A 22758-nucleotide genomic window follows, 5' to 3' on the forward strand; every position below is an offset into this window, starting at 1 on the left:
CACCATGCAACGAGCGCAATGGCCCGAACGCATCGCCGCCGCGCGCGAACAGCGCGAGGCGACCTCGCGCACCCGCGTCATGCGCACGGTCGCGCACCGCGACGGCGCGCGCTGCGAAGTCGACGGGCGCAAGCTGCTCAATTTCTGCGGTAACGACTACCTCGGCCTTTCCCAGCACTTTGCCGTGGTCGGCGCGCTGCAGGACGCGGCCTCGCGCGAGGGCGCCGGCGGCGTCGCTTCGCACCTGGTCTGCGGCCACCACGCCATCCACGAAGCGCTCGAGCGCGAGATCGCCGATTGGCTGGGCTCGCCGCGCGCGCTGCTGTTCGGCAGCGGTTTCCTGGCCAATCTGGCCGCGGTCCAGGGCCTGCTCGGCGAGGACGACGTCTGCGTCCAGGACCGGCTCAACCACGCCAGCCTGATCGACGCCGCGCGCCTGGCCGGCTGCCGCCTGCGCCGCTATCCGCACGCCGATGCCGAAGGCGCGATCCGCCAGCTGCGCAGCGTGCCCGAAGGCATGGCGATGCTGGCCAGCGACGGCGTCTTCAGCATGGACGGCGACATCGCGCCGCTGCGCGACCTGGCCCTGATCGCGCGCGCGCAGAAAGCGCTGCTGTACGTCGACGACGCCCACGGCGTGGGCGTACTCGGTCCCGACGGCCGCGGCGCGGTCGCGGCGGTCAAACTGTCGGTGCGCGAAGTGCCGCTGCAGCTGGCGACCTTCGGCAAAGCGCTCGGCAGCTACGGCGCCGCGCTGCACGGCGACGCCGACCTGATCGGCCATCTCGCCGAAACCGCGCGCAGCCACGTCTACACCACCGCGCTGCCGCCGGCGCAGGCCGCGGCGACCCTGGCCGCGGTCAAGCTGGCGCGGCACGAACACTGGCGCCGCGAAAAGCTCGGCGAACTGGTCCAGCGCTTCCGCGAAGGCGGGCGCAAACTCGGCCTGGAACTGCAGCCCTCGACCACGCCGATCCAGCCGGTGGTCTGCGGCGACGACGCGCGCGCGATCGCGATGGCGCGTTCGCTGGAAGAGAGCGGCTACTGGGTCGCGGCGATCCGCCCGCCGACCGTGCCCGAAGGCCGCGCCCGCTTGCGCGTGACCCTGTCGGCGCTGCATACGCCGGCCGATGTCGACGGCCTGCTCGATGCGCTGGCGCGCGCCGCCGAACGCGTCGGCCTGGCGCGCGAACCGGCCGCCGCGACGACGACGGCCGGGCTGCGCGCCACGCCCGCACCATGACCGCGGCGCCCGCCGCCGCGCGTCCGGCCGCCCAACGCGACCTGGCGCAGATGCTCGCCAGTCTCGAGGTCGCGCAACGCGCGGGCGAATACGTGTTCGTCGCCAGCCCGCAACACGATCCCGCCCTGGCCGCGCTCGCCCACGCCAGCGTGCGCGAGGACGAAGGCGCCAGCTACGTGCTCGCGCGCGCCGACGCCGATGCGCATGCGCTCGACTACGGTTTCGTCGCCGCCTGGCTGAGCCTGACCGTGCATTCGGCGCTGGACGCGGTCGGCCTGACCGCTGCGGTGTCGAGCGCGCTGAGCGAACGCGGCATCGCCTGCAACGTGATCGCCGGTCTGCATCACGACCATCTGCTGGTGCCGGCCGAACGCGCCGCCGACGCGGTCGCGGCCCTGGCCGCGCTGCGGCGCCCGGCCGACGCGCGCTGAGGGCGGCCATGTACGCGCAGACCCTCGGCAGCGGACCCTCGCTGGCGCTGATCCACGGCTGGGCCATGCATGGCGGGCTGTTCGCGTCGCTGGTCGAGCGCCTGGCCGACGATTACACCCTGCACCTGATCGACCTGCCGGGCCACGGCCATGCACGCGAAGACCGCACGCCGCTGGACCCCGCGCCGATCGCGAGCGAACTGGTCGCGCGCATCCCCGATGCGGTCTGGCTGGGCTGGTCGCTGGGCGGGCAGTTCGCGCTGCGCGCGGCGCTCGACCATCCGCAGCGGGTGCGCGGGCTGGTGATGATCGCGTCCTCGCCGCGCTTCGTGACCGGCGCCGACTGGCCGCACGGCGTCTCGCCCAGCCTGTTCCGCGATTTCGGCGACGCTCTGAAGCGCGATTTTCGCGGCACGCTCGAAGGTTTCCTGGCGCTGGAGGCCCTGGGCTCGGCCAGCGCTCAAGACGAGTTGCGCAAGCTACGCAGCCAGGCCTTCGAGCGCGGCGAGCCGGCCGAGCATGCGTTGCAGGAAGGCCTGCGCCTGCTCGATACGATCGACGTGCGCGCCGAGTTGCCGCGGTTGGCCGTGCCCAGCCTGTGGATCTCCGGACGTCGCGACCGCCTGGTGCCCGCCGGCGCGATGCCGGCCGCGGCCGCGCTCGCGCCCCAGGCACGCAGCGTCGTGCTCGACCGCGCCGGCCACGCCCCGTTCCTGAGCGCGGCCGAGCAGGTCGCCCAGCTGATCGACGAATTCGCCTCGGCCCTGCCGCCGCAGAGCGCCGCCGAGGCATCGCTTTAATTCCCCCACTACGCGCCCGTCGCGCCCACGACGAGCGCCTGCCATCGAATCCGCCTTACCGATGACCGATCTGTTCGACCACCGCCAGGTACGCCGCGCCTTCTCGCGTGCCGCGCACGGCTACGACGGCGCCGCCGCGCTGCAGCGCGAAGTCGGCGCACGCCTGTCCGAAACCCTGGATTATCTGGACGACCGCGCGCCCGAGGTCGTGGTCGATATCGGCTGCGGTCCCGGCCACGCCGCGATCGCGATGCAGAAGCGCTGGCCGCGCGCGCAGCTGATCGCGCTCGACCTGGCCCTGCCGATGCTGCAGGAAACCCGCCACAACGCCGGTGGCGGCGGTCTGCCGCGTTTCCTCGGCGGCGCGCGTCGGCCCGATGCGGTCTGCGCCGACGCGCGCGCGCTGCCGCTGCGCGATGCCAGCGTCGACGTGCTGTATTCCAATCTGTGCCTGCAATGGGTCGAGGACCTGCCGGCGGTGTTCGCCGGTTTCCGCCGCGTGCTCAAGCCCGGCGGCCTGCTGCTGGTATCGACCTTCGGCCCGGACACCTTGTTCGAGCTGCGCGGCGCGTTCGCCGAAGCCGACAACACGCCGCACGTGAGCCTGTTCCCGTCGATCGCGCAGTTCGGCGACGCCTTGATCGCGGCCGGCTTCAAGGACCCGGTGCTGGACCGCGACGAGTTCACCCTCAAGCACGACGATCTGGGCGATCTGATGCGCGAGCTGCGCACCCTGGGCGCGACCAACGCCATGCGCGAGCGCCGCCGCAGCCTGACCGGCCGCGCCCGTTTCGCCCGCGCGGCGCAGGCCTACGAAGCGCTGCGCGGCGGCGACGACGGCCGCCTGCCCGCGACCTGGGAAGTGGTCTATGCCCACGCCTGGGGCCCGCAGCCGGGCACGCCGATCCGCGTCGGCGGCATCGACGAAGTGCAGGTGCCGGTGGCGAAGATTCCGATCCGGAGACGCACGTGAGCGCACGCCGTCTCGCCCTGGCCGCCGTCGCGATCGCGCTGGCGTCCGCGTTCTTCTTCACCTGCACCTACGTGCTCAACCGCGCGGCCGCGGTCGGCGGCGGGCACTGGGCGTGGACGGCGTCGCTGCGCTACCTGATCACGCTGCCGCTGCTGCTGGTGGTGATGCCGATGCAGGGCGGCGCGGCGCCGGTGTGGCGCGCGATCCGCGCGCATCCGGGGCCGTGGCTGGTCTGGAGCGGAGTGGGTTTCGGGCTGTTCTACGTCTGCCTGAGTTGGGCCGCGGCGAGCGGGCCCTCATGGCTAGTCGCGGGCACGTTCCAGCTCACCGTCATCGCCGGCATGCTGTGCGCGCCGTTCCTGTACCGCGACCAGCGCGCGCGGATTCCGCTGCCGGCGCTGCTGGTCGGTGCGGTGGTGGTGGTGGGCGTGCTGCTGATGCAGTTCGGCCACGGCGGCGGCCGCTTGGATCGCGAAGGTTGGATCGCGTTGATCTGCGTGGCGGTGTCGGCGTTCGCCTATCCCCTGGGCAATCGCGGTCTGCTGTTGCATCTGGAGCGCAGCGGGATCGAATTGAACGCGACCCAACGCGTGTTCGGCATGACCCTGGCCAGCCAGCCGCTGTGGCTTGCGGTCGCGGCGTATGCATTCGCTCAGGCCGGCGCGCCTTCGGCCGGACAGCTGTGGCTGGCCGCCGGTGTGGCGCTGGGCGCGGGCGTGATCGCGACCGTGCTGTTCTTCCAGGCCACCGGCATGGTCCGCAACGACCCGACCGCGCTGGCCGCGGCCGAAGCGATGCAGGCCGCGGAGATTCTGTTCGCGACCTCGATCGGCGCGCTTTGGCTGAGCGAAGCCTGGCCGCAGGGACGCAGCCTGATCGGCGCTTTGATCGTGATCGCCGGCATCGTCGCCTTCAGTCTGGTCGCCGCACGCACCGCGGCCGGCGACGATCACCGCACCAAGGAACTGCGCAGCGACCGCGGCGCCTGAGCCGCGTCAGTGCGGCGGCGCCGCCGGCTCCGCCAGGCGCGGCGCGAATTCGACCTGGAAGATCACCCGGCGCTCGTACGGCGTGCCCAGCTCGGTCGCGCGATGGCCCAGCATGGCGATGCGCGTTCGCAGTTGCGGCCACGCCGCCTGTTTGCAGATCCAGACGGCGCCCGGCTCGTGCTCGGCCAGTTCCTGCGCCAGCGATTCGTCGAACTCCGGGTTGAAGCGCGCGCCGGCGACAGGTTCCAGCGAGATCTTCTCGATCTCGGTATCCAGGTGCAGGTGCAGGCCGTAACGCGCCATGTCTTCGACGAACACCACCTCGCGCACCGGGCCGGGTGCGCGCGCCCGGATCGCCTCGGCCCAGGCCGACGCGTCCTTGTGGGTCGGCCAATAGACCGCGGCTAGCTTGAGCGCGAGCAGGACCGCGATCAGCGCCGCCAGCCGCGGCCACGACGGCAGGCCACGGCCTTCGCCGTGGCGCTGCCGGGCCGCGATCACCGCCAGCGGCAGGAACAGCGGCAGCAGGTACAGCGGCATGCGCGATTGCGCCAGGCAGAACACCAGCAGCGGCAACAGCAGCCAGATCGCGAGCAGCAGGGCGGGCGCATCGTCCGTGCGCCGCCCGCGCTCGCGCCAGGCGCGCAGCGTCGCCGGCAACGCGCGCACCCAGCGCCACAGCGCCGGCGTCCACGGCAGGGTGCCGAGCAGGAGCGTAGGCGCGTAGACCTCGATCCAGCCGTACCACTCGCCGTGGCGGCCGAACTCGTTGGTGGCGACGCGGTTCATCACCTCGTCGCCGATGAAGTAACGGAACAGACCCGGATGATTGGCGATCACCGCCACGTACCAGGGCAGGGCCAGCAGCACGAACAGCAGCAGGCCCGACCACTGCAGGATGCGGAAGCCGCCCGGCGCGAGCAGGTTGAAGGCCAGGATCGGCAGCAACAGCAGCAACGCCGGCGGCCCCTTGCACAGGAAACCCAGCGCGAAGCCCACCCACATCAGCGCGATCCAGCTGCGCGCACGCAGGCGTTCGCGCGCGGGCTCGGCCAGGGCCGGGCCGAAGCGCGCTTCGACGTAGGCCCACATCGCCAGCCCGGTGCAGGCCGACAGCAGGTAGTCGGTGGTGATCAACTGCGAGGCGCCGACCGTGAACGGCATGGTCGCGTAGATCGTCGCGGCCTGGGCCTGCGCGCCCGGTGCGAGCCTGCGCGCGACCCGCCAGGCCAGCCATACGCTGAGCAAATAGGCCAACGCCGCCGGCAGCCGCGCGGCCCAGGCGTGGTGGCCGAACGCGGCGACGCTGGACGCGATCGCCCAATAGGTCAGCGGCGGTTTGGTCCAGTGCGCGACTTCGTGGCTGCGGCGCGGATTGATCCAGTCGCCGGTGTCGAGCATGTTCAGCGCGACGTTGGTGTAGCGGCCTTCGTCGGGATCCCAGATGCCGCGGCTGCCGAGAAAGCACAACGCCAGCGCCAAGGCGAGCGCGGCGATCCAGAAGGCGGGCGAACGCGGGAGTCGCAGCATACGGGGGCCGTGGGCGGCGGTCGGAAACCGCCACAGCCTAGCGGAGCGGATGTTACGGATCGGTCGCAGGCGCGGCGGCGCCGAGGCGGCCGCTCAGCTGACCTGGGCGATCCATTCCTGCAGGTTGTAGTAGTTGCTCACGCGCTGGATGCGGCCGTCGCGCAATTCGAAGAACGCGCCGCCGGGCAGTACGTACTTCTGCCCGCGCGCTTCCGGCAGGCCGGCGTCGCTGGCCAGGTATTGGCCGTGGACCACGTACTCGGCCGCGGCGCGGCTGCCGTCGGGCGAGACCAGCACCACGATGTCGTGCAGTTGTTCGCGATAGCTGGCCTGCATGCGTTGCAGGAACTCAGCGAACGCGGCGCGGCCGGTTTCGCGCGGGCCCTGGTTGAGGTCGTGGGCGACATCGTCGGAGAGCAGGGCGAGCATGCCGTCCCAGTCGCCACGGTTGAAGGCTGCGTAGTAGGCCAGCACCACCTCGGTGGCGCGGTCGTGGCTGCGGGTGCCGTCTATCTTCATCGGGGGCCTGGCTGATCGGGCGTGGGTCGCGGCGATGATACCCACGCCGTGCGCAGGCCACGTGAGCGCGGTCGAAGAACGCACGATCGGCCGCGTCGGACGCGCCCGCAAACACCGAGGGCCCGCGATGGCGGGCCCTCGGCGCGGACTGCGGTCGAGGCGGAGCTTAGATCTGCACCTCAGATCTGTACCATCGCACGCTGGCGCTGGCGCAGCATGCTCAGGGTCAGCACCGTGGCCAGCAGCAGCGTGGTCACCGCGAAGATGCCCATGCCCAGGTTGGCGCCGCTGATGCCGCCGGCCAGCGCGGCCGCGCCGGCCTGGTTGGGCGTGAAGCTGGCGGCGAGCATGCCGGTGTAGTGCATGCCGCACACCGCTACGCCCATCACCAGCGCGCTGCCCAGCATCTGCAGCCAGCCGCGCAGGTTGAAGGCCAGCCACAGCGCCACGATCGAAGCCACGATCGCGATCGCCGCCGAAACCGCGACCAGGGTCATGTCGTAGTGGATGTCGGCCGGCATGCGCATCGCCGCCATGCCGCTGTAGTGCATGCCGGTCACGCCCAGGCCCATGAAGATGCCGGCCACGATCAATTTGCCCCAGCCGAATACGCCGGCGCTGGCGATCGCCAGGCCGGCCATGCACGAGACGATCGCGATCACCGCCGAGGCGATGGTGATGGTCAGGTCGTACGTCACCGGAATCTTCATCTGGCAGGCCAGCATGGCGATGAAGTGCATCGCCCAGATCGCACCGCCGCCCATCGCCGCGCCGGCGGCGAAGATCGCGCGCCAGCGTTGCGCGCCGTGCGCGGCCGGGATCGCGATCGCGAGCTGCAGGGCGGTGAACGAGCCCAGCACCGAAACCAGGTAAGAGAGCACGACCAGCAGCGGGTCGTGTAGGCATTGGATGGCGTGATCGTGCGGCATGGGTAGTCCCCCGTGGTGGTTGGCGTACTCAGGCGTGGAACTCGAAGCAGCAAGTCTCCGCGCCGGTGTTGCGGCAATGGCTTTCGACCACACGCACTCCTTCGGCACCGTGGAGTCCGCCGAGCAGGCCGCCGAGCATGCCGCGCAGGAAATGGCAGGAGGCGCCGTGCTCGCCGCGATGGCAGAAGGGGCTGTTCTTGATCCGCAGGGTGTCTTCTTGGAGTTCGGCCTGGACCAACTGGCGCATGGCCGGCAATGCGATGTGGCGGACCGAGTCGGCCAGGGCGAGGTGGCCGCCCAGGGCGTAGTCGCGCTTGTAGACCCAGGCGCCGACGCGCTGGCCGATGTAGCGCAAGGTGGCTTCGCGTTGCGGCGGCGGCAGGTCGTGTTCCAGGGCCAGCAACTGGATGAAGATGTTGGGGTAGTCGCGGGCGAGCTGCGGCAGCAGCGACTCGACCCGGCGCGTGTCCATCGCGGTGGCGGCATCGTCGGCGGCGCCGGCGGGCTTGGACGGCGCCCCGCCATTGGCCTTGGGCGCGGCCGGCGCGGGCGCGCTGACCGTGTTGGCGACGCTGGCGTCGATCGCCGAGGCCTCGAAACTATTGACCAGGTGATGGGTGCCCAGACGCTCTTCGAGCATCAGCAGCCCGTTTTCCGGGCCGCGTACCACCATGGTCAGGACGACGCCTTCTTCGCTGTTGACCATGCGCTGGCGCAGCAGGGTGAACCCCGCGGCGATCACGGTCTGGCCCAGGGCCAGCAACAACCCATCGCGGCGGTCTGCGACCACCCGAAACTCGACATCCACCATCAGCCACCCCTTCGGCTAAACGTTGTTCATGCTTGAACGAAATGGTCGGATCTCGTCGCGCACGGGCGTTCAATGAATCAACGCCGTGGGGTGCGCTGCGTAGCTCAGCGTGCCAGTCGCATACGCAAAAAAATGGTAGGGATGTCACAAATAAAACATAAGGCATCGTCGTCGATGCCAGTCGTTGCGACCGACGCTGCAGTCAGCGCGCGAACAGACTCGCCAACGCGTCCGGATCGACGTTGCCGCCGGACAGGATCACGCCGACTTTTTGCCCGGCGAAACGCGAACGGTTCGCGAATACCGCCGCCAGCGCGACCGCTGCGGAGGGCTCCAGCGCTTGTTTTGCGCGCTGCAGGAACAAACGCATCGCGGCCACGGTGTCGGCGTCGTCGACCACCAGCGCTTCGACGGCATAGCGTTGCAGCAAGACGAAATTCGGCGCGCCCAAGGTGCCGCGCAATCCGTCGCAGATCGTGTCCGGTTCGAACTCCGTAATACGTTTGCCGTCGCGCAGCGAAGCATAGGTCTCGGCTGCGCCGGCCGGTTCGGCCACGAACAACCGCGTCGACGGCGATACCGCGGCGCTGGCGATGGCGGTGCCGCTGGCCAGGCCGCCGCCGCCGACCGGCGCGATCAATGCGTCCAACCCGCGCACGGCGGTCAGCAGTTCCAGCGCCGCCGTGCCTTGCCCGGCGATCACGCGCGCGTCGGTGTAGGGATGGACCAGTTCGGCGCCGGTCTCGGCCTGGACCTGCGCGCACTTGGCCTCGCGCGCGGCGATGTTCGGCGCGCAGCGGTGCAGGGTGGCGCCGTAGGCTTCGATCGCCGCCAGCTTGGCCGCGACCGCGCCGTCGGGCACGACCACGTGGCAGGCGATGCCGCGGGTGCGCGCGGCCAGCGCCAGCGCCGCGCCGTGGTTGCCGGAAGAATGGGTGACCACGCCGCGCAGCGCCTCGGCCTGCGAGAGGGACCACACCGCATTGCAGGCGCCGCGGAACTTGAACGCGCCGACCCGTTGCAGGTGTTCGGCCTTGAAGTGCAGCTCGCAGCCGGCCAGGGCGTCGATCGAGCGCGAGCGCAGCACCGGGGTGGCGTGGGCGTGAGGGGCGATGCGTGCGGCCGCGGCCAGCACGTCGTTGAAACCGGGCAGGGGAAGTTCGCTCATTGTCGCGAGACTAACGCACCCGATGCGTCGCACTCCATGCCGCGGCCGCGGCGCCGTTCATGCCCGTTCGTCAGCCGCCTCGCGCCGGCCGAGCAGGCTGACCGCGGCCGAGCCCGCGACCACCAGGGCCGCGCCGATCCAGCCCAGCGTGGAGATCCGTTCCGGCGCCAGCATCTGCGGCCAGAACGCGTGCACCACGGTCACCGCGACGATGCACAGCAGCGGCGTGGTCGCCAGGATCGCCGACACCCGCGAGGCCTCCCAATGCGCCAGCGCCTCGGCGAAGGCGCCATAGGCGCCGATGGTGTTGAGCGCGCAGTAGGCCAGCATCGCCCAATGGAAACCGTCCAGTTTCAGCAGCGTCGAGGGCTGCGCGAACGGCAACAGCAAGACGCTGGCGGCGATATAGATGAACAGCAGGATCTGCATCGAGCCCAGCTTCATCAGCAACTGCTTCTGCAGCAGCGCGTACAGCGCCCACACCACCGCGCCGACGATCACGAAGGCCGAACCCAGCACGTAGCCGCCGGCGCGGCTCGCGCTGGCGGGCGCGGCCTCGGCCGCCCAGGCGTGGACCAGCTGGTCGCGGAAGAACAGTCCCAGCCCGGCCAGCAACAGCATCAGGCCCAGCCACTGCGCGGCGCGGAAGCGCTCGCCGAACACCCAGATGCCGCCGAGGGTCATCAGCAAGGGCGCCAGCTGGATCAACAGCTGGGCATTGGCCGGCGAGGTGTACTGCACGCCCAGCAGATACAGCACGTAGTTGCCGATCAGCATCACCGCGGCGGTCGCCAGCAGCGCCCAGCCGCGCCGGCCGAGGCTGCGGTAGCCGCCCAGGCGCCCGCGCATCCCGAGCCAGGCGCCGGTGAACCCCGCCGCGACCAGGAACCGGAACCAGGTCAGGGTGATCGGGTCCAGGGTTTCCAGCACGATCTTCAGCGCGATCGGCAGGGTCGCCCAGCACGCCGCGGTGATCAGGGTCAGCAGCAGGCCCAGCCGCCAATGGCCGGAGGTACGGTGCAGGGTCATGGGGGACTCGAAAGCGGAGAACGGGGCCGCATGCGCGCCCGCGGACCGGCATGCTGGCACCGGTGCGCGCGAGCGGCAATGCGGGTCCGGTCGGTTCGGCCGCCGACACTGGTCGCGCGAGGCTGAACCGGTCAGGATGGGTCGTCCCGCAACCCGCCGAGTTAAGCCCGAGTTCAATGCGTCGGGCCGAAGCTGACGGCACACCCTGGGGGGTCCTGCCATGATCCGCAAACTGATCCTGCCCGTCGTAGCCGCCGTCCTGTTGGCCGGCTGCTATCCCGACTACGTCTATCGCGACGGCGCGCGCGGCGACTATTACTACGGTCAGCCGAGCACCGAGTACCGCTATTACGGTTCCTACGGCGGCTACTACCCGTACGGCGATTCCTACCGCTTCGGCTACCGCTACGGCGGCGGCTACCCGTATCCGTATGGCTACGGCTATCCGGGCCGCTACGGCTATGGCTACGGTTATCCGGGCTATTACCCCGGCTACGGCTACCCGGGCCACCGTCCGCACCGCCCGCATCGTCCGCCGGTGGTGACCAATCCGGGCCAGCCGACCAACCCGCCGCCCCCGGGCCGGCCGGACAACGACCGCTCGCCGTGGCGCAATCTGGACGGCATCCGCCGCCAGCACGCCGACGGCAACCGTCCGCCGACCTACGTGCCGTCGCAGCCGATGCCCCGGGTCCAGCAGAGCGCCCCGCCGCGCCGTGAAGGCGGCTCGCGCATGGAGCAGACCTTCCGTCGCGCCGTCGAGAGCCGGAACGACCACCGGCCGGCCACCCACGAGCAGTAAACCGGCCGTCGGTACCGGGGGCCGCAAGCGCCGCTGCCATAGCGGGTTTGCGGTCACATCTCAGGGTATTGCATCGGGACCGGACTGACCGCAATCTACGGGTATTGACCGGCTGCGTCGCATTTGGACGTAGTCGGTAAGACAGCCTGACTATGTCGGCGCCCGGCGAGGAATCACGGATCCCCCCTGTTCCGTCCCCGTCGGGCGTCGGCGCCTCTCCCGGCCACGGCGCAAGGCTTTGCGCCCCGCGCGTTCGACGCGCCAGGCCCACCGGATAGCTGAGAATCGGCGCGAATCGCGCAAAAAATAAGGGGCCGAATGTCCCCCGACATTCGGCCCCCTGCTTCCCCCGCGAGCGCTTGGCCAGCCCCTGTTCCAATTCCGACCGGCGTCTAGCGCCTGCCCCGCTGGGTGCATGAGTTATGACGCAGGAACCGTGCCAAGTTTCGACGCCGACGCACCCTCCGGCGCCATGCCCTAAAATTCCGCCCGCCGCCCCGCGGCGCCGGACCCTGCGATGACCGATTCTTTCTACCAATACGATGTGATCGTGGTCGGCGGCGGCCACGCCGGCACCGAGGCCGCCCTGGCCTCGGCGCGTGCCGGTGCGCGCACCCTGCTGCTCACCCATTCGGTCGAGACCGTCGGCGCGATGAGCTGCAACCCGGCCATCGGCGGCATCGGCAAGGGTCACCTGGTCAAGGAGATCGACGCGCTCGGCGGCATCATGGCGCGCGCCGCCGACGCCGCCGGCATCCAGTGGCGCCGCCTCAACGCCAGCAAGGGTCCGGCCGTGCGCGCGACCCGCTGCCAGGCCGACCGCGCCTTGTACCGCAGCTACATCCGGCGCGCGGTCGAAGCGCAGCCGAACCTGACCCTGTTCCAGGCCGCGGTCGACGACATCGAGTTCGATGACGGCCGCGTGCGCGCGGTGATCACCCAGACCGGCCTGCGTTTTCAGGCGCAGGCGGTGGTGCTGACCGCCGGCACCTTCCTGGCCGGCAAGGTCCATGTCGGCCAGACCACCTACGCCGCCGGCCGCGCCGGCGACCCGCCCGCGATCGCCCTGGCCGCGCGCCTGCGCGAAGGCCCGTTCGTGGTCGACCGGCTCAAGACCGGCACGCCGCCGCGCATCGACGGCCGCAGCCTCGACTACTCGGTGATGGAGGAGCAACCCGGCGACGATCCGCGCCCGGTGATGTCCTTCCTCGGCAGCCAGGCCGACCACCCGCGTCAGGTCTCGTGCTGGATCACCCACACCTCCGAGCGCACCCACGAGATCATCCGCGGCGCGCTCGACCGTTCGCCGCTGTACACCGGCCAGATCGAAGGCACCGGACCGCGCTACTGCCCCTCGATCGAGGACAAGGTGGTGCGTTTCGCCGAGAAGGCCAGCCACCAGATCTTCGTCGAGCCCGAAGGCCTGGACGTGGCCGAGATCTACCCCAACGGCATCTCCACCTCGCTGCCGTTCGACGTGCAGCTGGAGCTGGTGCGCAGCATTCGCGGTTTCGAGCGCGCGCACATCACCCGTGCCGGCTACGCCATCGAGTACGACTACTTCGATCCGCGCGGCCTCAAGACCACGCTGGAAACCAAGGCCGTCGCCGGCCTGTACTTCGCCGGCCAGATCAACGGCACCACCGGTTACGAGGAAGCCGCCGCGCAGGGCCTGCTCGCCGGCGCCAACGCCGCGCGCCAGGTGCGCGGCGCCGAAGGCTGGAGCCCGCGCCGCGACCAGGCCTACCTGGGCGTGCTGGTCGACGACCTGATCACCCACGGCACCAGCGAGCCCTACCGCATGTTCACCTCGCGCGCCGAGTACAGGCTGCAGCTGCGCGAGGACAACGCCGACCTGCGCCTGACCCCGACCGGCCGCGAACTCGGCCTGGTCGACGACGCGCGCTGGAGCGCGTTCGCGCGCAAGCGCGAGGCGATCGAGCGCGAGAGCGCGCGCCTGGCCGCGGTCTGGGCCGCGCCCAACAACGCCCTGGGCCGCGAAGTGACGCAGACGTTGGGCATCGAGCTCAGCCGCGAGACCAGCGCGCTGGACCTGATCAAGCGTCCCGAACTCGACTACGCGCAAGTGACCTCGGTGCCGTCGCTGGGCCCGGCGGTGGACGATGCGGCGGTGGCCGAGCAGGTCGAGATCGGCGTCAAGTACGCGGGATATCTCGAACGCCAGCGGGAAGAGATCGCGCGCCAGCAGCGCAACGAAGGCACCGCGATTCCCGACGGCTTCGACTACGCCGGCGTGCACGGATTGTCGGCCGAGGTGCAGCAGAAGCTGGAGCGCGTGCGTCCGCAGACCGTCGGCCAGGCCCAGCGCATCCCGGGCATGACCCCGGCGGCGATCTCGCTGTTGCTGGTGCACCTGACGCGAGCGCGGCGTTCGCGGGTGGCCTGAGGCGCAGGTCGGTTCGCGCTGCGGCCGCATAGGCGGCCGCATGGAACCACGCGTCGCCGTATCGGGCACCGGCTTCGAAGATCCGACACCCGCGGCCCGGCGCATGCGCACCCCGTCGGGCTGGATTACCCTGCCGGGATGAAATCCAGCCTAGCCCTCGCGATCGCGTTCGTCCTGAGCCTGGCCGCCTGCGAGCGCGCCGCTGCGCCGCCGCCCACGTCGGACATCGTGGCGGCACGGACGCCGGCCGTGCGGCTGGACGCGAGCGCCTGGCGCTTGCCGGTCGAGGCCGCCGCCGCGCAGCCGGACCTGCTCGCGACGCCCGACGGCCGTTTGCTGTTGCTGTGGATCGAGCCGCGCGAAAGCGGCCATGCGCTACGTCTGGCGCAATCGCGCGATGCCGCGCATGCGGCCTGGTCGGCGCCGACGCAGGTCGCGGCCGGCGACGACTGGTTCGTCAATTGGGCCGACACGCCGCACGTGATGGCGACGCAGGACGGCGCGCTGTGGGCGCATTGGCTGCGCAAGTCGGCGAGCGCACCCTATGCCTACGACGTCGCCCTGGCGCGCTCCGGCGACGAGGGCATGACCTGGTCCGCGCCGGTCCTGGTCAACGACGACGGCACCGCGACCGAGCACGGTTTCGTCTCGTTGTGGCCGGCCGCCCGCGACCGCCTCGGTATCGCCTGGCTGGACGGTCGCCGCAACGCCGCCGCGCCCGCCGACAAGGCGCACGCCGGCCACGATGCGCACGGCGGCACGATGACGCTGCGCAGCGCGGTGATCGACTCGCAATTGCGGCGCAGCGACGAGCTCGAACTCGACCGCATGACCTGCGACTGCTGCCAGACCGACGTCGCACTCACCGAACACGGCGCGCTGCTGGTCTATCGCGATCGCAGCGCCGAGGAAATCCGCGACATCGCCGCCTCGCGCCGCGATGCCACCGGCTGGACCGCGCCGCGCCCGGTGCACGCCGACCGCTGGACCATGCCGGCCTGCCCGGTCAACGGGCCGGCGGTGGCCGCGCGCGGATCGCGCGCCATGGTGGCCTGGTACACCGCGACCGGCGAAGTGCCCACGCTCAAGCTCGCGCGCAGCGAGGATGCCGGCGACAGTTTCGCCGCGCCGCGGGTGCTGGACCAGGGCGCGCAACTGCAAGGGCGCGTCGATGTCGCGCTGGGCGAGGATGCGGTCTGGCTGCTGTGGCTGCGCGAGGATGCGAACGGACAGTCGCTGCAGCTGGCGCGCTACGCCGCCGATCTGTCGGGCGAACCGCAGCGCATCGAAGTCGCCCGCTTGCAGGGGCGCGGCCGCGCCACCGGTTTCCCGCAACTCGCGCTGTCCGGCGATGCGGCCTATGCGGTCTGGACCGACGTGGTCGACGGCCGTCCACGCCTGCAGGGCGCGCGGATCGTCGCGCGCTGAAGGCTCAGGCCGCGTCGCTGGCGTACAGCAACAGCTCCTCGGTGTCGTCGCCGAGCTGCACGGTGCGCTGATAAGCCAGGCCGATCTTGTCCAGCACCTTGGTCGAGGCCCCGTTGCCGGGCGACACGATCGCCAGCACCCGCGGCAGCGCCAGCGGACCGACCGCATGCGCGAGCACCGCGGCGCAGGCTTCGGCCGCATACCCTCGGCCCCAGTAGCGCGGCAGGAAGGCGTAGCCGATGTCGGCATCGGGCAGGGTGACGCGCCGCACCAGGCCGCTCAAGCCCATGGCCGCGCCGTCGTCCTTGCGCCGCACCAGCCACAGGCCGTAGCCGAGCTTGGCGTAGTTCGCGACCTGGCCTTCGATGTAGCGCGCCGCGCCTTCCAGATCGTGCACGCCACGGTCGCCGATGTTGGCGAGGAACGAAGGTTCGTTGAGCAGTTCCAGGATGAACGCCGCGTCCGTCGGCGTCAGTTCGACCAGCGTCAGGCGTTCGGTTTCGATCACAGTAACCACGCAGCACTGCCCTCCGATTGCACGATGGATGTTGCCGGATACGGATGTCGCTAAATACGATGTCGCCCAGTGTCGCCGCTCGGCTAAGCTCGACGCCAGTCCTTGCCTGTCCTTATGCGATGAACCGCGACGCCGATCCCAGCGATGCGGCCCGGCTGGACGCGTGCTTCCGTCGCGCCATCGAACCTGTCCGATCGTTACGCTGCTGCGAGTGTCCGGTCGCTCGGCCAGCGCGCGCAGTTGGCGCGGGCTCACCTCGAAGCGGGGAGTCCGGCGACGATGGCCGGGTCCGTAGCGAACCAAAGCACGAAGACCGAGATCAGCACGGACAGCAGCGCGACCACGTACGAGCCGGCGACGCTGGGCCTCGACCGCCTGAAGCCGAAACGGAGCGGCCGTCCGAAGATCGCGAACGCCAGGATAAAAGCCGCGTACACCGGTGCCAGATAAATACCGAGCGCGAAGCTGCGCCCCGCAGCCGCCATCGCCAGGATCACGCAGGCCAGCGCGCCGGCGCCGAAAAGCAGACGGTAGAAGCCGGACTTCAAGCCCCGCGTGATGATCAAGTCAGCTCCCGTCGCCTGACGCGGGCACCTCGCCCGCGATCTGCTGCCCAATCATGATCCGATGCCCGTCGGCGGTGCGCAGTCCGAATTCGCGCATGCCCCAAGGCTGGTCCTTGACCGGGCCGCAGGCGCCGGGCGCGTGGGCTTCGATGCGGGCGCGGTAGCCATCGGCATCGTCGACCATCAGATAGGCGTAGTAGCCGTGGCTGCCCAGCGCGGACGGCGCCAGATCGTCCGGGCATTCGCCGAGCATGATCATGCAGTCGTCCTTGCGCACGAACACCCAGCCGGGATGTTCGGCGACGACCGAGAAATCCAGCGCCTCGACATAAAAGCGCACGGAGGCCTGCAACTCGTGGACCGCGAGTACGTAGTGGTGGCGCAGGATCGTGGACATGGACGGCCTTGCGACTGCGGCGACTCGGCCCGGTCGCCTACTTTTCCTTGCGCCAGTTGACCGAAGCGCGGTTCTCTATCGTGCTCGACTCGATTTCGATGTCGAAGCCTTTGCGCAGCAGGTACTTCAGCGTCAGCACCTGGCCGGTGCCGAGCAGGGACACGCCGTAGCCGACGTACAGCCGCGGCGACAGGTACTTGCCCACGCCCAGCACCGAGCCGCCGAGGGCGCGGCTTTCCATCACGCCTGCATCGTCCAGGCCGATCTTGGCGCCCAGCTGCGAGGCCAGCATGCTGCCGCCGGCCGACAGCGCGGCGCTGGCGGCGTTGAGCTGGCGGCTCTCGTCGCCGCTGGCGCTGGACAGCGGGCGGCCCAGCGCGAGGTAGGCCAAGGCTTCGGACTGCGAGCTGGCCGGGTTCGACCAGACGTTGGCCTGCGGCGCGCTGGCGCGGCCGCTGATGTCGACGCCGGCGGTGACTTGGCCGACTTCGCGTTCGGCGCGGATGTCGAGGATGGGGTCGGACACCGGTCCGTTCGACCAGGCCAGGTGGCCGCGGGTGATCTGCAGCTTCTGGCCGTAGGCGCGATAGCGGCCGTCGACATCGAGGCGGCCGCTCGCGGTCATCTCGCGGCCGGGGCGCGCGCGCACGCGCATCTGGCCTTCGAGGCTGCCGTCCAGGCCGAAGCCGTTGAGCTTGACGTCGTCGCCCAGCGCCAGGGTCAGGTCCAGGTCCAGCGGCGAACTGCCGGTGTCTTCGGGATCGGCCGGATCGAGCACGACCACGTCCGGCGACGCCGACACGCCCTGGTCGAGACGCTCCAGGTCGATCCGCGCCGAAGGAATCGTGACCGTGCCGGTGACCTGCAGCGGTTGCCTGGCGGCGTAGCGCACGGTCAGGTCGGGGTCGGCGATCGCGCGCAGGTCGCGCGTATCCGACATCAGCACGTTCTTGCCGCGCAGGCTCAACACCAGCGGGGTGTCGTCGCCCTGCCAGCCCAGGGTGCCGTCGATGTTGAGCGTGCCTTCGCCCGAACGCACGCTGCCGGCGATGCGTGCGCTGCCGTCGGGCTGCGCGTCCAGGCGCACGTCGCCGTTCTGCAGTGCGATCGCCAGCGCCGGCAGTTCGGTGCTGAATTCGCTCAGCCGCGCCTGTCCGCCCAGGCGCGGCGCATCGCGCGTGCCGCTCAGGCTGATGCGGCCGTCGAGCTTGCCCTTGGGATCGACGATGTCGGGCGAGAACAGTTCGACCCAGGTCAGTTCGTCGGTGTTGATCGCGACCTCGCCGTCCAGCGGCGAGTACGCGTCCCAGCCGGTGGCGATGCGCGCGTCGATGCGGCCGTCGTCGTTGAGTACTGCGCCCAGGTCGGCTTCGATCCGGCGCGGGTCGAAGGTCGCACGCAGGCTGAGGTTGCTGTAGCGCACCGGTTCGCGGCGCGAGCGTTCGCTGAACTTCATGCCGCCGCCGGCCGAGGTCACGGTGGCCTGGCCGCGCCAGGCATTGCCGACCGGATGCAGTTCGCCGTCGACCGCGATTTCGCCGCGCAGCAGCCACGGCCGCTTGTCGGAGCGTTCGGGCAGATACGGTTGCGCCAGCGTCAGCGGCAGGCCCTGGCCCTTCACGTCCAGCCCGCGTCGCGGCCAATCCGCGCTCGCGCACAGCGAGCCGCCGCCGCTGGAGGCGAGGCAGGCATTGCTGAGCGCGCCGTTCTTGCCGTCCCAACGGAACTGCGCGGCCTGCTGCAAACGCCAGGATGCGCCCTTGCTCGGCGCCAGCTGCAAGCTCGCCAACGCGCCCTGCCAGCCCGCGCCGCGCTTGTCGGCATGGCCGGACAATTCGAGCGTGCCGATCTCGCCGCGCGCGTTGCCCTGCAGTTGCAGCGACTCGACCGCGCCACGCGCGTCGAGCGCGACCGTGTCCATCGGCAGGCCGACGTCCAGACCGCTGGCGCGCACTTCGATCGCACCGCCGCGGCCGCGCCAGGGCAGCTTGCCCTTCGCCAGCAGGGTCTCGGCGCGGTAGTCGCCGTACTTCAGGCCGCTGCCGCTGAGGTCGGCATCGACGTTGGGCGCATCGCGCGCGCCGGTGAGCTTGAGCGTGCCGCGCAGGCTGCCGGCGGTATCGGGCAGCAGGTCGTTGAGCTGCAACGGCGAGAACTTCGCGTCCACGTCCATCGTCTGCGCGAGTTTGCCCTTGGCGTCGATGCGGCTGCCGCCCAGCGACAGCGCGACCTCGCCTTCATAGGCGTCGTCGCTCTTGCCGGTCGCGGCGCCGTGCATCAGGAAGCGGCCGCGGCCCTGCAAGGGGCGGTCGCGCAGGCGGCCGCCGAGCTGGCTGGCATCGACCGCGATCTCCAGGCCGCCGTCGGCGCGGGTGTCGCCGCGCGTGACCAGCTTGCCGTTGACCGCGCCCTTCCAGTCGGGCGCGAAGTAGCCCGGATCGAAACCGGCCAGGATCGCGTCGAAGTTCCAGCCCAGCTTCGGCGCCCAGGCCACGTCGCCCTTGCCGTCGAGGCGGCCGGTCGGCATCTGCGCCTGCAGGGCGTTGAGGGTCATGCACTGGTCGTTGCCGCGGCCGTCGAAGCGCACGGTCGCGACTTGCTTGTCGCGCTCGATGCGCGCCTTGCCGATCGCGGCCCAGGCCTGGACCGTGCCGGCGAAGCCGAGGTCGGCGTCGGCGACGATCGCCGCCGTGGTGGCGGCCGCCGGCGGCAGCGGCGTCTTCGCGCTCGGCGCTGGCGCCGAGCCGCCCCAGCGCAGGCCGCGCGCATTGACCGCGAACTTGAAGCGGCCGTTCTGCGCGTCGGTGAAGTCGGCGTGGCCGCGCAGGGTCGCGGTGCCGTCGAAGATGCGCAGCGCCAGCGGCTGCACGTCCAGCACCTGTTCTTCCAGTCTGACCTTCGACGGCAGGATCTCGGCGCGCAGATCGCCCTGCGCGAAACGGCCGCTGAGTTCGGCCGCGCCGCCGACGCCGTGCAGGTCGAGCTGCGCCGCCAGCGGGGTTTCGCTGGGGGCGGCGTCGGGCGAAAGCAGCATGCCGATGTCGAGCGCATCGGCCTTGGCGCGTAACTGCCAGCGCGGATCGTCCTTGCCGCGCAGGGTCAGGCTCGCGCGCAGCGGGCCGGGCGCGTAGCCGGCCACGGCGACGTCCATGCGCGCCAGATCGCCCTTCGCGACCAGGCCCAGCCGCGGCGGCGTGCGCCCGGCGGACGCGGGCAGCACCGCGGTGGCGACCAGGTCGGTGCGGTAGTCGTCGCGCGGCGCGTACTCGCCGTGCAGGGTGATATGCGCGCGGTCGCTGTCGACGTTGAGCTTCTCGACCTTGAGCTTGCCGGTTTGCGCATCCAGGCCGCCGCGCAGCTTGCGGATGTCGATGATGTGCTCGCCGGCCTGGCTGATCTTCATGCGGTCCACGCGCACGTCGTCGGCCTGCAGCGACAGCGGCGGCGCGATGTCGGGCAGCACGTCGGGCCAGCTCGGGAACTTGAAGGGCTCCTTGCTCTTGGGCACGTCGAGGGTGGCATCCTCGACCTGCAGCGCGTCCAGGCGCAGCTTGCGGCCCAGCAGCGGGCGGATATCGGTGTCGAGGTAGACGCGCTCGGCGCGGAAGTCGATGCCTTCGTAGGCGAAGTGCACGCCGCGCAGGGTCAGCGGACCGGACGCGGGGCCGTCGGCGTCGCGCCAGGTGAAAGTCGCGTTCTCGGGCAGGCGCGCCTTGATCTGGTTCAGCAGCACATTGCGCCCGCCGACCGTGGCCAGCAGCCAGTACAGGGCGAACGCGATCAGCAGGGTCAGCGCGCCGGCGACGAAACTGCTGCGCCAGGCCCAGCGGCGCGCGGTCGCGCGTCGGCGCTGGCGGCGCTCGGCGAGCAGTTCTGCGGCGGTCTTGGGCGTGTCGCTCATATCCGTGTGCGGTCTTGTCCTGGGGCGCAGGTGCGCGGCGCTTTAGAGATCGGCGCCGATGTTGAGGTAGAGCTGAAAACCGGAATCCGGATCGTTGAGGCCGCGCGCGATGTCCACGCGCAGCGGGCCGACCGGCGAGCGCCAGCGCACGCCGACGCCGACGCCGGTGTGCCAGTCGGGCGTGCCGTCGAAGGCGCTGCCGCTGTCGACGAACACCGCCGCGCCCCAGCTGTCGTTGAAATACTGCTCGAACTCGAGGCTGCCAGTGGCGACGTTCTTCGCGCCCAGCGCGTACTGCTTGCCGTCGTTGCCGGGAATGCGCGGGCCGACTTCGCGCCAGGCGTAGCCGCGGATGCTGCGGTCGCCGCCGGCGAAGAAGCGCAGGCTGGGCGGCATGTCGATCAGCGCGTCGGTAAAAGTGTGGCCGAGCTCGCCGCGCGCGATCAGGCGGCTGCGCTCGCCCAACCCGCGGTACCAGCGCGCGCTGGCGTGGGCCTGGGCGAAGCTGGCGTCGGAGCCGGCGCCTTCGACGCCGCCGCGCAGCATGACGGTCGCGCCGAAGGCGTTGCGCGGGTAGATGCGGTCGTCGGCGTCGACGTATTCGGCGCGCAGCGAGGGATAGGTGAAGGTGGCGCTGCGGTAGTCGACCGGCGTGCTGGCGTCGTCGTCGTCGTCGATCGCATAGGCCCAGCGCTCGCGCAGCACATGAACGGAGGCGGTCGCGTTCCAGCGCCGGTTGATCTGGCCGCTGCGGCTGGCGACGATCTCGACCCGGCGCGAGTCGATGTAGTCGGTCTGCTCGTCGGCGAGCTGGGCGCTGAAGGTGTACCAGCCGTCCAGCCAGGTGAACGCAGGAATCCGGTACTGCAGGGTCGCGGTCTTGCGCTTCTCGGCCCAGTCGACCTGGGCCAGCGCCTTGTGGCCGCGGTCGTTGACGTAGCGGCGCTCCACGCCCATGCGCACGCCGGCGCCGCTGTCGGTGCCGAAGCTGACGCCGGCGGTGTAGATGCTGCGCTTGGCCGGAGTCAGGGTGACCTTGACCGGCACTTCGCCGCCGACCGCGTTTTCCGGCTGCGGCTGGATGTCGATGCTGGCGAAATAGTCCAGCCGCGCCAGCGATTCGCGAAAGCGGTCGAGCTTGCCCTGGTGGTAGTAGCTGCCCTGTTCCCAATACACCAGCTTGTCGAGCAGGCTGTCGCGGATGATCCGCTGGGGCGTCTGCTCGAAGCTGATCGGGCCCATGTCGTAGCGGTCGCCGCTGCTCCAGACCAGGTCGATGTCGGCGGCGCGCTCGGCGCGCGTGACCTCGACCCGGCGCGAGGTGAAGTCGGCGTCGAAGTAGCCGCGCTCGGCCAGGCGGCGGGTGATCTTGGTCTTGCTGGCTTCGTAGATCTCGTGGTCGAAGACGTTGCCGATCTGCGGCTGGAACGCGGCCAGGTCTTCCTTGAGATAGCGGTCCTCGCTGCCGGCGCCGAGGATGGCGACGTCGGAGCGGCGCACCCGCACCGGCTCGCCCTTGTCGACGGTGATGACCACCGAGACCTTGGCATTGGAACGCGGGGTGGCGGCGTTGGGGTCGTTGGGGTCGGACGACGCGAGCGCGGCTTCCTGGGCGGCGGCATCGGCGCGTTCGGCACGGGCGATGGCCTCGCTGGGCGCGTCGGCGCTGGTCGGGTCCACGCGGTTCGGCGCTGCGCGGTCCGCCGCTGCCGAGTTCGCGTCGGCGCCGGCGTTGGCGTCCTGGGCCGGCGCCGCGGCAGCGTCGGCCGCCGCATTGCGCGTGCCGTTGCCGCCGCTGCGGGTGTCTTCGACCTTGATCGTCGGCGAGTAGTAGCCGAACGGTTCCAGCGCCTCGCGCGTCTCCTTCTCGGCCTCGCGCAGCAGATAGCCCAGACGCCGGCCCGACACTTCCTTGCCGATCGCGTCGACCAGCGACAGCGAGGTGCGGACGTTGAGGGTCATGGTCTCGTCCAGACCGCGGACCTCGACCGCGGTGACGGTCGCCGCCTGCGCCACGCCGCAGGCGCTCAGGGCCAGGGCAGCAGCGAGGATGAGGCGGGGGAAATGGGGCATGCGGGGGAGGATAACCAACGAAGGCGGCCATTGCTTGCGCGCATGTGGCGATCGAGCACCGTGTTAAGCGCACGTGATGCAATGTGCACGCCGATGGTGATTTTCTGTGCCGCTCGATGTGCCTTTGCTTTCCCTTCTTGCAACAGGGCAAAGGGATTCGCTACTCGGCGTCGTAGCGACAGCAAGCCCTCGCGCGCGTTACGCGCCCGCCGCCCCATTCTCGAAAGGGAGCAGGGGGCTGGCTT

At 70.7% G+C, this 22758-nt stretch carries 19 protein-coding genes; 8 read left to right on the forward strand and 11 right to left on the reverse strand.

The features are described 5' to 3' along the window. Positions 1–4: 4 nt before the first annotated feature. The 5 genes from bioF (at position 5) to ASE10_RS08330 (ending at position 4436) form a co-directional block, all read left to right on the forward strand. Entirely contained in the window at positions 5–1243 is a 1239-nt protein-coding gene (bioF, locus tag ASE10_RS08310; protein ID WP_055907265.1) for an 8-amino-7-oxononanoate synthase, read from the forward strand. Further along, positions 1240–1674 (forward strand): ACT domain-containing protein, encoded by a 435-nt coding sequence (locus ASE10_RS08315; RefSeq protein WP_056304642.1) that lies wholly within the window; start codon positions 1240–1242, stop codon positions 1672–1674. Before bioF ends, ASE10_RS08315 begins: the two co-directional genes overlap by 4 nt. An 8-nt stretch (positions 1675–1682) precedes the next feature. After that, complete coding sequence (gene bioH, locus ASE10_RS08320) at positions 1683–2474, forward strand: pimeloyl-ACP methyl ester esterase BioH (RefSeq protein ID WP_055907271.1); 792 nt, start codon at positions 1683–1685, stop codon at positions 2472–2474. 61 nt (positions 2475–2535) lie between these two features. After that, a complete protein-coding gene (bioC, locus tag ASE10_RS08325) occupies positions 2536–3447 on the forward strand; it encodes a malonyl-ACP O-methyltransferase BioC (RefSeq protein ID WP_056304644.1) in 912 nt (303 codons plus the stop codon). Further along, entirely contained in the window at positions 3444–4436 is a 993-nt protein-coding gene (locus tag ASE10_RS08330; protein ID WP_056304645.1) for a multidrug resistance efflux transporter family protein, read from the forward strand. The genes bioC and ASE10_RS08330 overlap by 4 nt, the downstream gene beginning before the upstream one ends. A 6-nt stretch (positions 4437–4442) precedes the next feature. Here ASE10_RS08330 and ASE10_RS08335 read toward each other — a convergent pair whose 3' ends face one another. The 6 genes from ASE10_RS08335 to ASE10_RS08360 all read right to left on the reverse strand — a co-directional run bounded on the left by ASE10_RS08335 (position 4443) and on the right by ASE10_RS08360 (position 10422). Next, positions 4443–5966, reverse strand: coding sequence for a glycosyltransferase family 39 protein (locus tag ASE10_RS08335; RefSeq protein WP_056304647.1), 1524 nt, complete (start codon positions 5964–5966; stop codon positions 4443–4445). Between the two features lie 93 nt (positions 5967–6059). Next, on the reverse strand, positions 6060–6485 hold the full coding sequence (locus tag ASE10_RS08340; RefSeq protein ID WP_055907283.1) for a ketosteroid isomerase-related protein: 426 nt from the start codon (positions 6483–6485) through the stop codon (positions 6060–6062). 179 nt (positions 6486–6664) lie between these two features. Then, positions 6665–7414: an MHYT domain-containing protein gene (locus ASE10_RS08345; protein WP_055907286.1), complete on the reverse strand. Its 750-nt coding sequence runs from the start codon at positions 7412–7414 to the stop codon at positions 6665–6667. Positions 7415–7442: 28 nt separating this feature from the next. Further along, complete coding sequence (locus tag ASE10_RS08350) at positions 7443–8204, reverse strand: V4R domain-containing protein (protein ID WP_162255261.1); 762 nt, start codon at positions 8202–8204, stop codon at positions 7443–7445. 223 nt (positions 8205–8427) lie between these two features. Further along, positions 8428–9393: a pyridoxal-phosphate dependent enzyme gene (locus ASE10_RS08355; protein ID WP_056304649.1), complete on the reverse strand. Its 966-nt coding sequence runs from the start codon at positions 9391–9393 to the stop codon at positions 8428–8430. 57 nt (positions 9394–9450) lie between these two features. Continuing rightward, positions 9451–10422: a DMT family transporter gene (locus tag ASE10_RS08360; protein ID WP_056304651.1), complete on the reverse strand. Its 972-nt coding sequence runs from the start codon at positions 10420–10422 to the stop codon at positions 9451–9453. Between the two features lie 220 nt (positions 10423–10642). Between ASE10_RS08360 and ASE10_RS08365 the strand changes: the two genes are divergently transcribed. From ASE10_RS08365 to ASE10_RS08375, 3 genes are all read left to right on the forward strand, one after another. After that, positions 10643–11224 (forward strand): hypothetical protein, encoded by a 582-nt coding sequence (locus ASE10_RS08365; RefSeq protein ID WP_055907298.1) that lies wholly within the window; start codon positions 10643–10645, stop codon positions 11222–11224. Between the two features lie 517 nt (positions 11225–11741). Further along, positions 11742–13631, forward strand: a complete 1890-nt coding sequence (mnmG, locus tag ASE10_RS08370) for a tRNA uridine-5-carboxymethylaminomethyl(34) synthesis enzyme MnmG (protein ID WP_056304653.1) — start codon at positions 11742–11744, stop codon at positions 13629–13631. A gap of 138 nt (positions 13632–13769) precedes the next feature. Beyond that, positions 13770–15059: a sialidase family protein gene (locus tag ASE10_RS08375; RefSeq protein ID WP_056304655.1), complete on the forward strand. Its 1290-nt coding sequence runs from the start codon at positions 13770–13772 to the stop codon at positions 15057–15059. A 4-nt stretch (positions 15060–15063) separates the two neighbouring features. On the opposite strand, the gene ASE10_RS08380 is transcribed toward ASE10_RS08375, so the two are convergent. The 5 genes from ASE10_RS08380 to ASE10_RS08400 all read right to left on the reverse strand — a co-directional run bounded on the left by ASE10_RS08380 (position 15064) and on the right by ASE10_RS08400 (position 22513). Further along, positions 15064–15576 carry a GNAT family N-acetyltransferase gene (locus ASE10_RS08380; RefSeq protein WP_200949779.1) on the reverse strand — a complete coding sequence of 171 codons (513 nt, stop codon included), beginning with the start codon at positions 15574–15576 and terminating at the stop codon, positions 15064–15066. A 251-nt stretch (positions 15577–15827) separates the two neighbouring features. Further along, on the reverse strand, positions 15828–16142 hold the full coding sequence (locus tag ASE10_RS08385) for a hypothetical protein (protein WP_055907306.1): 315 nt from the start codon (positions 16140–16142) through the stop codon (positions 15828–15830). Position 16143: 1 nt separating this feature from the next. Next, entirely contained in the window at positions 16144–16539 is a 396-nt protein-coding gene (locus ASE10_RS08390; protein WP_056304659.1) for a VOC family protein, read from the reverse strand. 37 nt (positions 16540–16576) lie between these two features. After that, complete coding sequence (locus tag ASE10_RS08395) at positions 16577–20440, reverse strand: translocation/assembly module TamB domain-containing protein (protein ID WP_056304661.1); 3864 nt, start codon at positions 20438–20440, stop codon at positions 16577–16579. A 42-nt stretch (positions 20441–20482) separates the two neighbouring features. Then, a complete protein-coding gene (locus tag ASE10_RS08400; protein WP_056304663.1) occupies positions 20483–22513 on the reverse strand; it encodes an outer membrane protein assembly factor in 2031 nt (676 codons plus the stop codon). Positions 22514–22758 lie beyond the last annotated feature (245 nt).

Origin of the sequence: Lysobacter sp. Root76 (assembly GCF_001428685.1) — a bacterium.
Classification (GTDB): Bacteria; Pseudomonadota; Gammaproteobacteria; order Xanthomonadales; family Xanthomonadaceae; genus Lysobacter.

Bases quoted from the DNA above. Each gene is read 5' to 3' on its own strand.
- bioC (WP_056304644.1), top strand. From the start codon at position 2,536: ATGACCGATCTGTTCGACCACCGCCAGGTACGCCGCGCCTTCTCGCGT.
- ASE10_RS08375 (WP_056304655.1), top strand. From the start codon at position 13,770: ATGAAATCCAGCCTAGCCCTCGCGATCGCGTTCGTCCTGAGCCTGGCC.
- bioF (WP_055907265.1), top strand. From the start codon at position 5: ATGCAACGAGCGCAATGGCCCGAACGCATCGCCGCCGCGCGCGAACAG.
- ASE10_RS08355 (WP_056304649.1), bottom strand. From the start codon at position 9,393: ATGAGCGAACTTCCCCTGCCCGGTTTCAACGACGTGCTGGCCGCGGCC.
- ASE10_RS08365 (WP_055907298.1), top strand. From the start codon at position 10,643: ATGATCCGCAAACTGATCCTGCCCGTCGTAGCCGCCGTCCTGTTGGCC.
- ASE10_RS08340 (WP_055907283.1), bottom strand. From the start codon at position 6,485: ATGAAGATAGACGGCACCCGCAGCCACGACCGCGCCACCGAGGTGGTG.
- ASE10_RS08345 (WP_055907286.1), bottom strand. From the start codon at position 7,414: ATGCCGCACGATCACGCCATCCAATGCCTACACGACCCGCTGCTGGTC.
- ASE10_RS08400 (WP_056304663.1), bottom strand. From the start codon at position 22,513: ATGCCCCATTTCCCCCGCCTCATCCTCGCTGCTGCCCTGGCCCTGAGC.
- ASE10_RS08315 (WP_056304642.1), top strand. From the start codon at position 1,240: ATGACCGCGGCGCCCGCCGCCGCGCGTCCGGCCGCCCAACGCGACCTG.
- ASE10_RS08390 (WP_056304659.1), bottom strand. From the start codon at position 16,539: ATGTCCACGATCCTGCGCCACCACTACGTACTCGCGGTCCACGAGTTG.
- ASE10_RS08335 (WP_056304647.1), bottom strand. From the start codon at position 5,966: ATGCTGCGACTCCCGCGTTCGCCCGCCTTCTGGATCGCCGCGCTCGCC.
- ASE10_RS08395 (WP_056304661.1), bottom strand. From the start codon at position 20,440: ATGAGCGACACGCCCAAGACCGCCGCAGAACTGCTCGCCGAGCGCCGC.
- bioH (WP_055907271.1), top strand. From the start codon at position 1,683: ATGTACGCGCAGACCCTCGGCAGCGGACCCTCGCTGGCGCTGATCCAC.
- mnmG (WP_056304653.1), top strand. From the start codon at position 11,742: ATGACCGATTCTTTCTACCAATACGATGTGATCGTGGTCGGCGGCGGC.
- ASE10_RS08360 (WP_056304651.1), bottom strand. From the start codon at position 10,422: ATGACCCTGCACCGTACCTCCGGCCATTGGCGGCTGGGCCTGCTGCTG.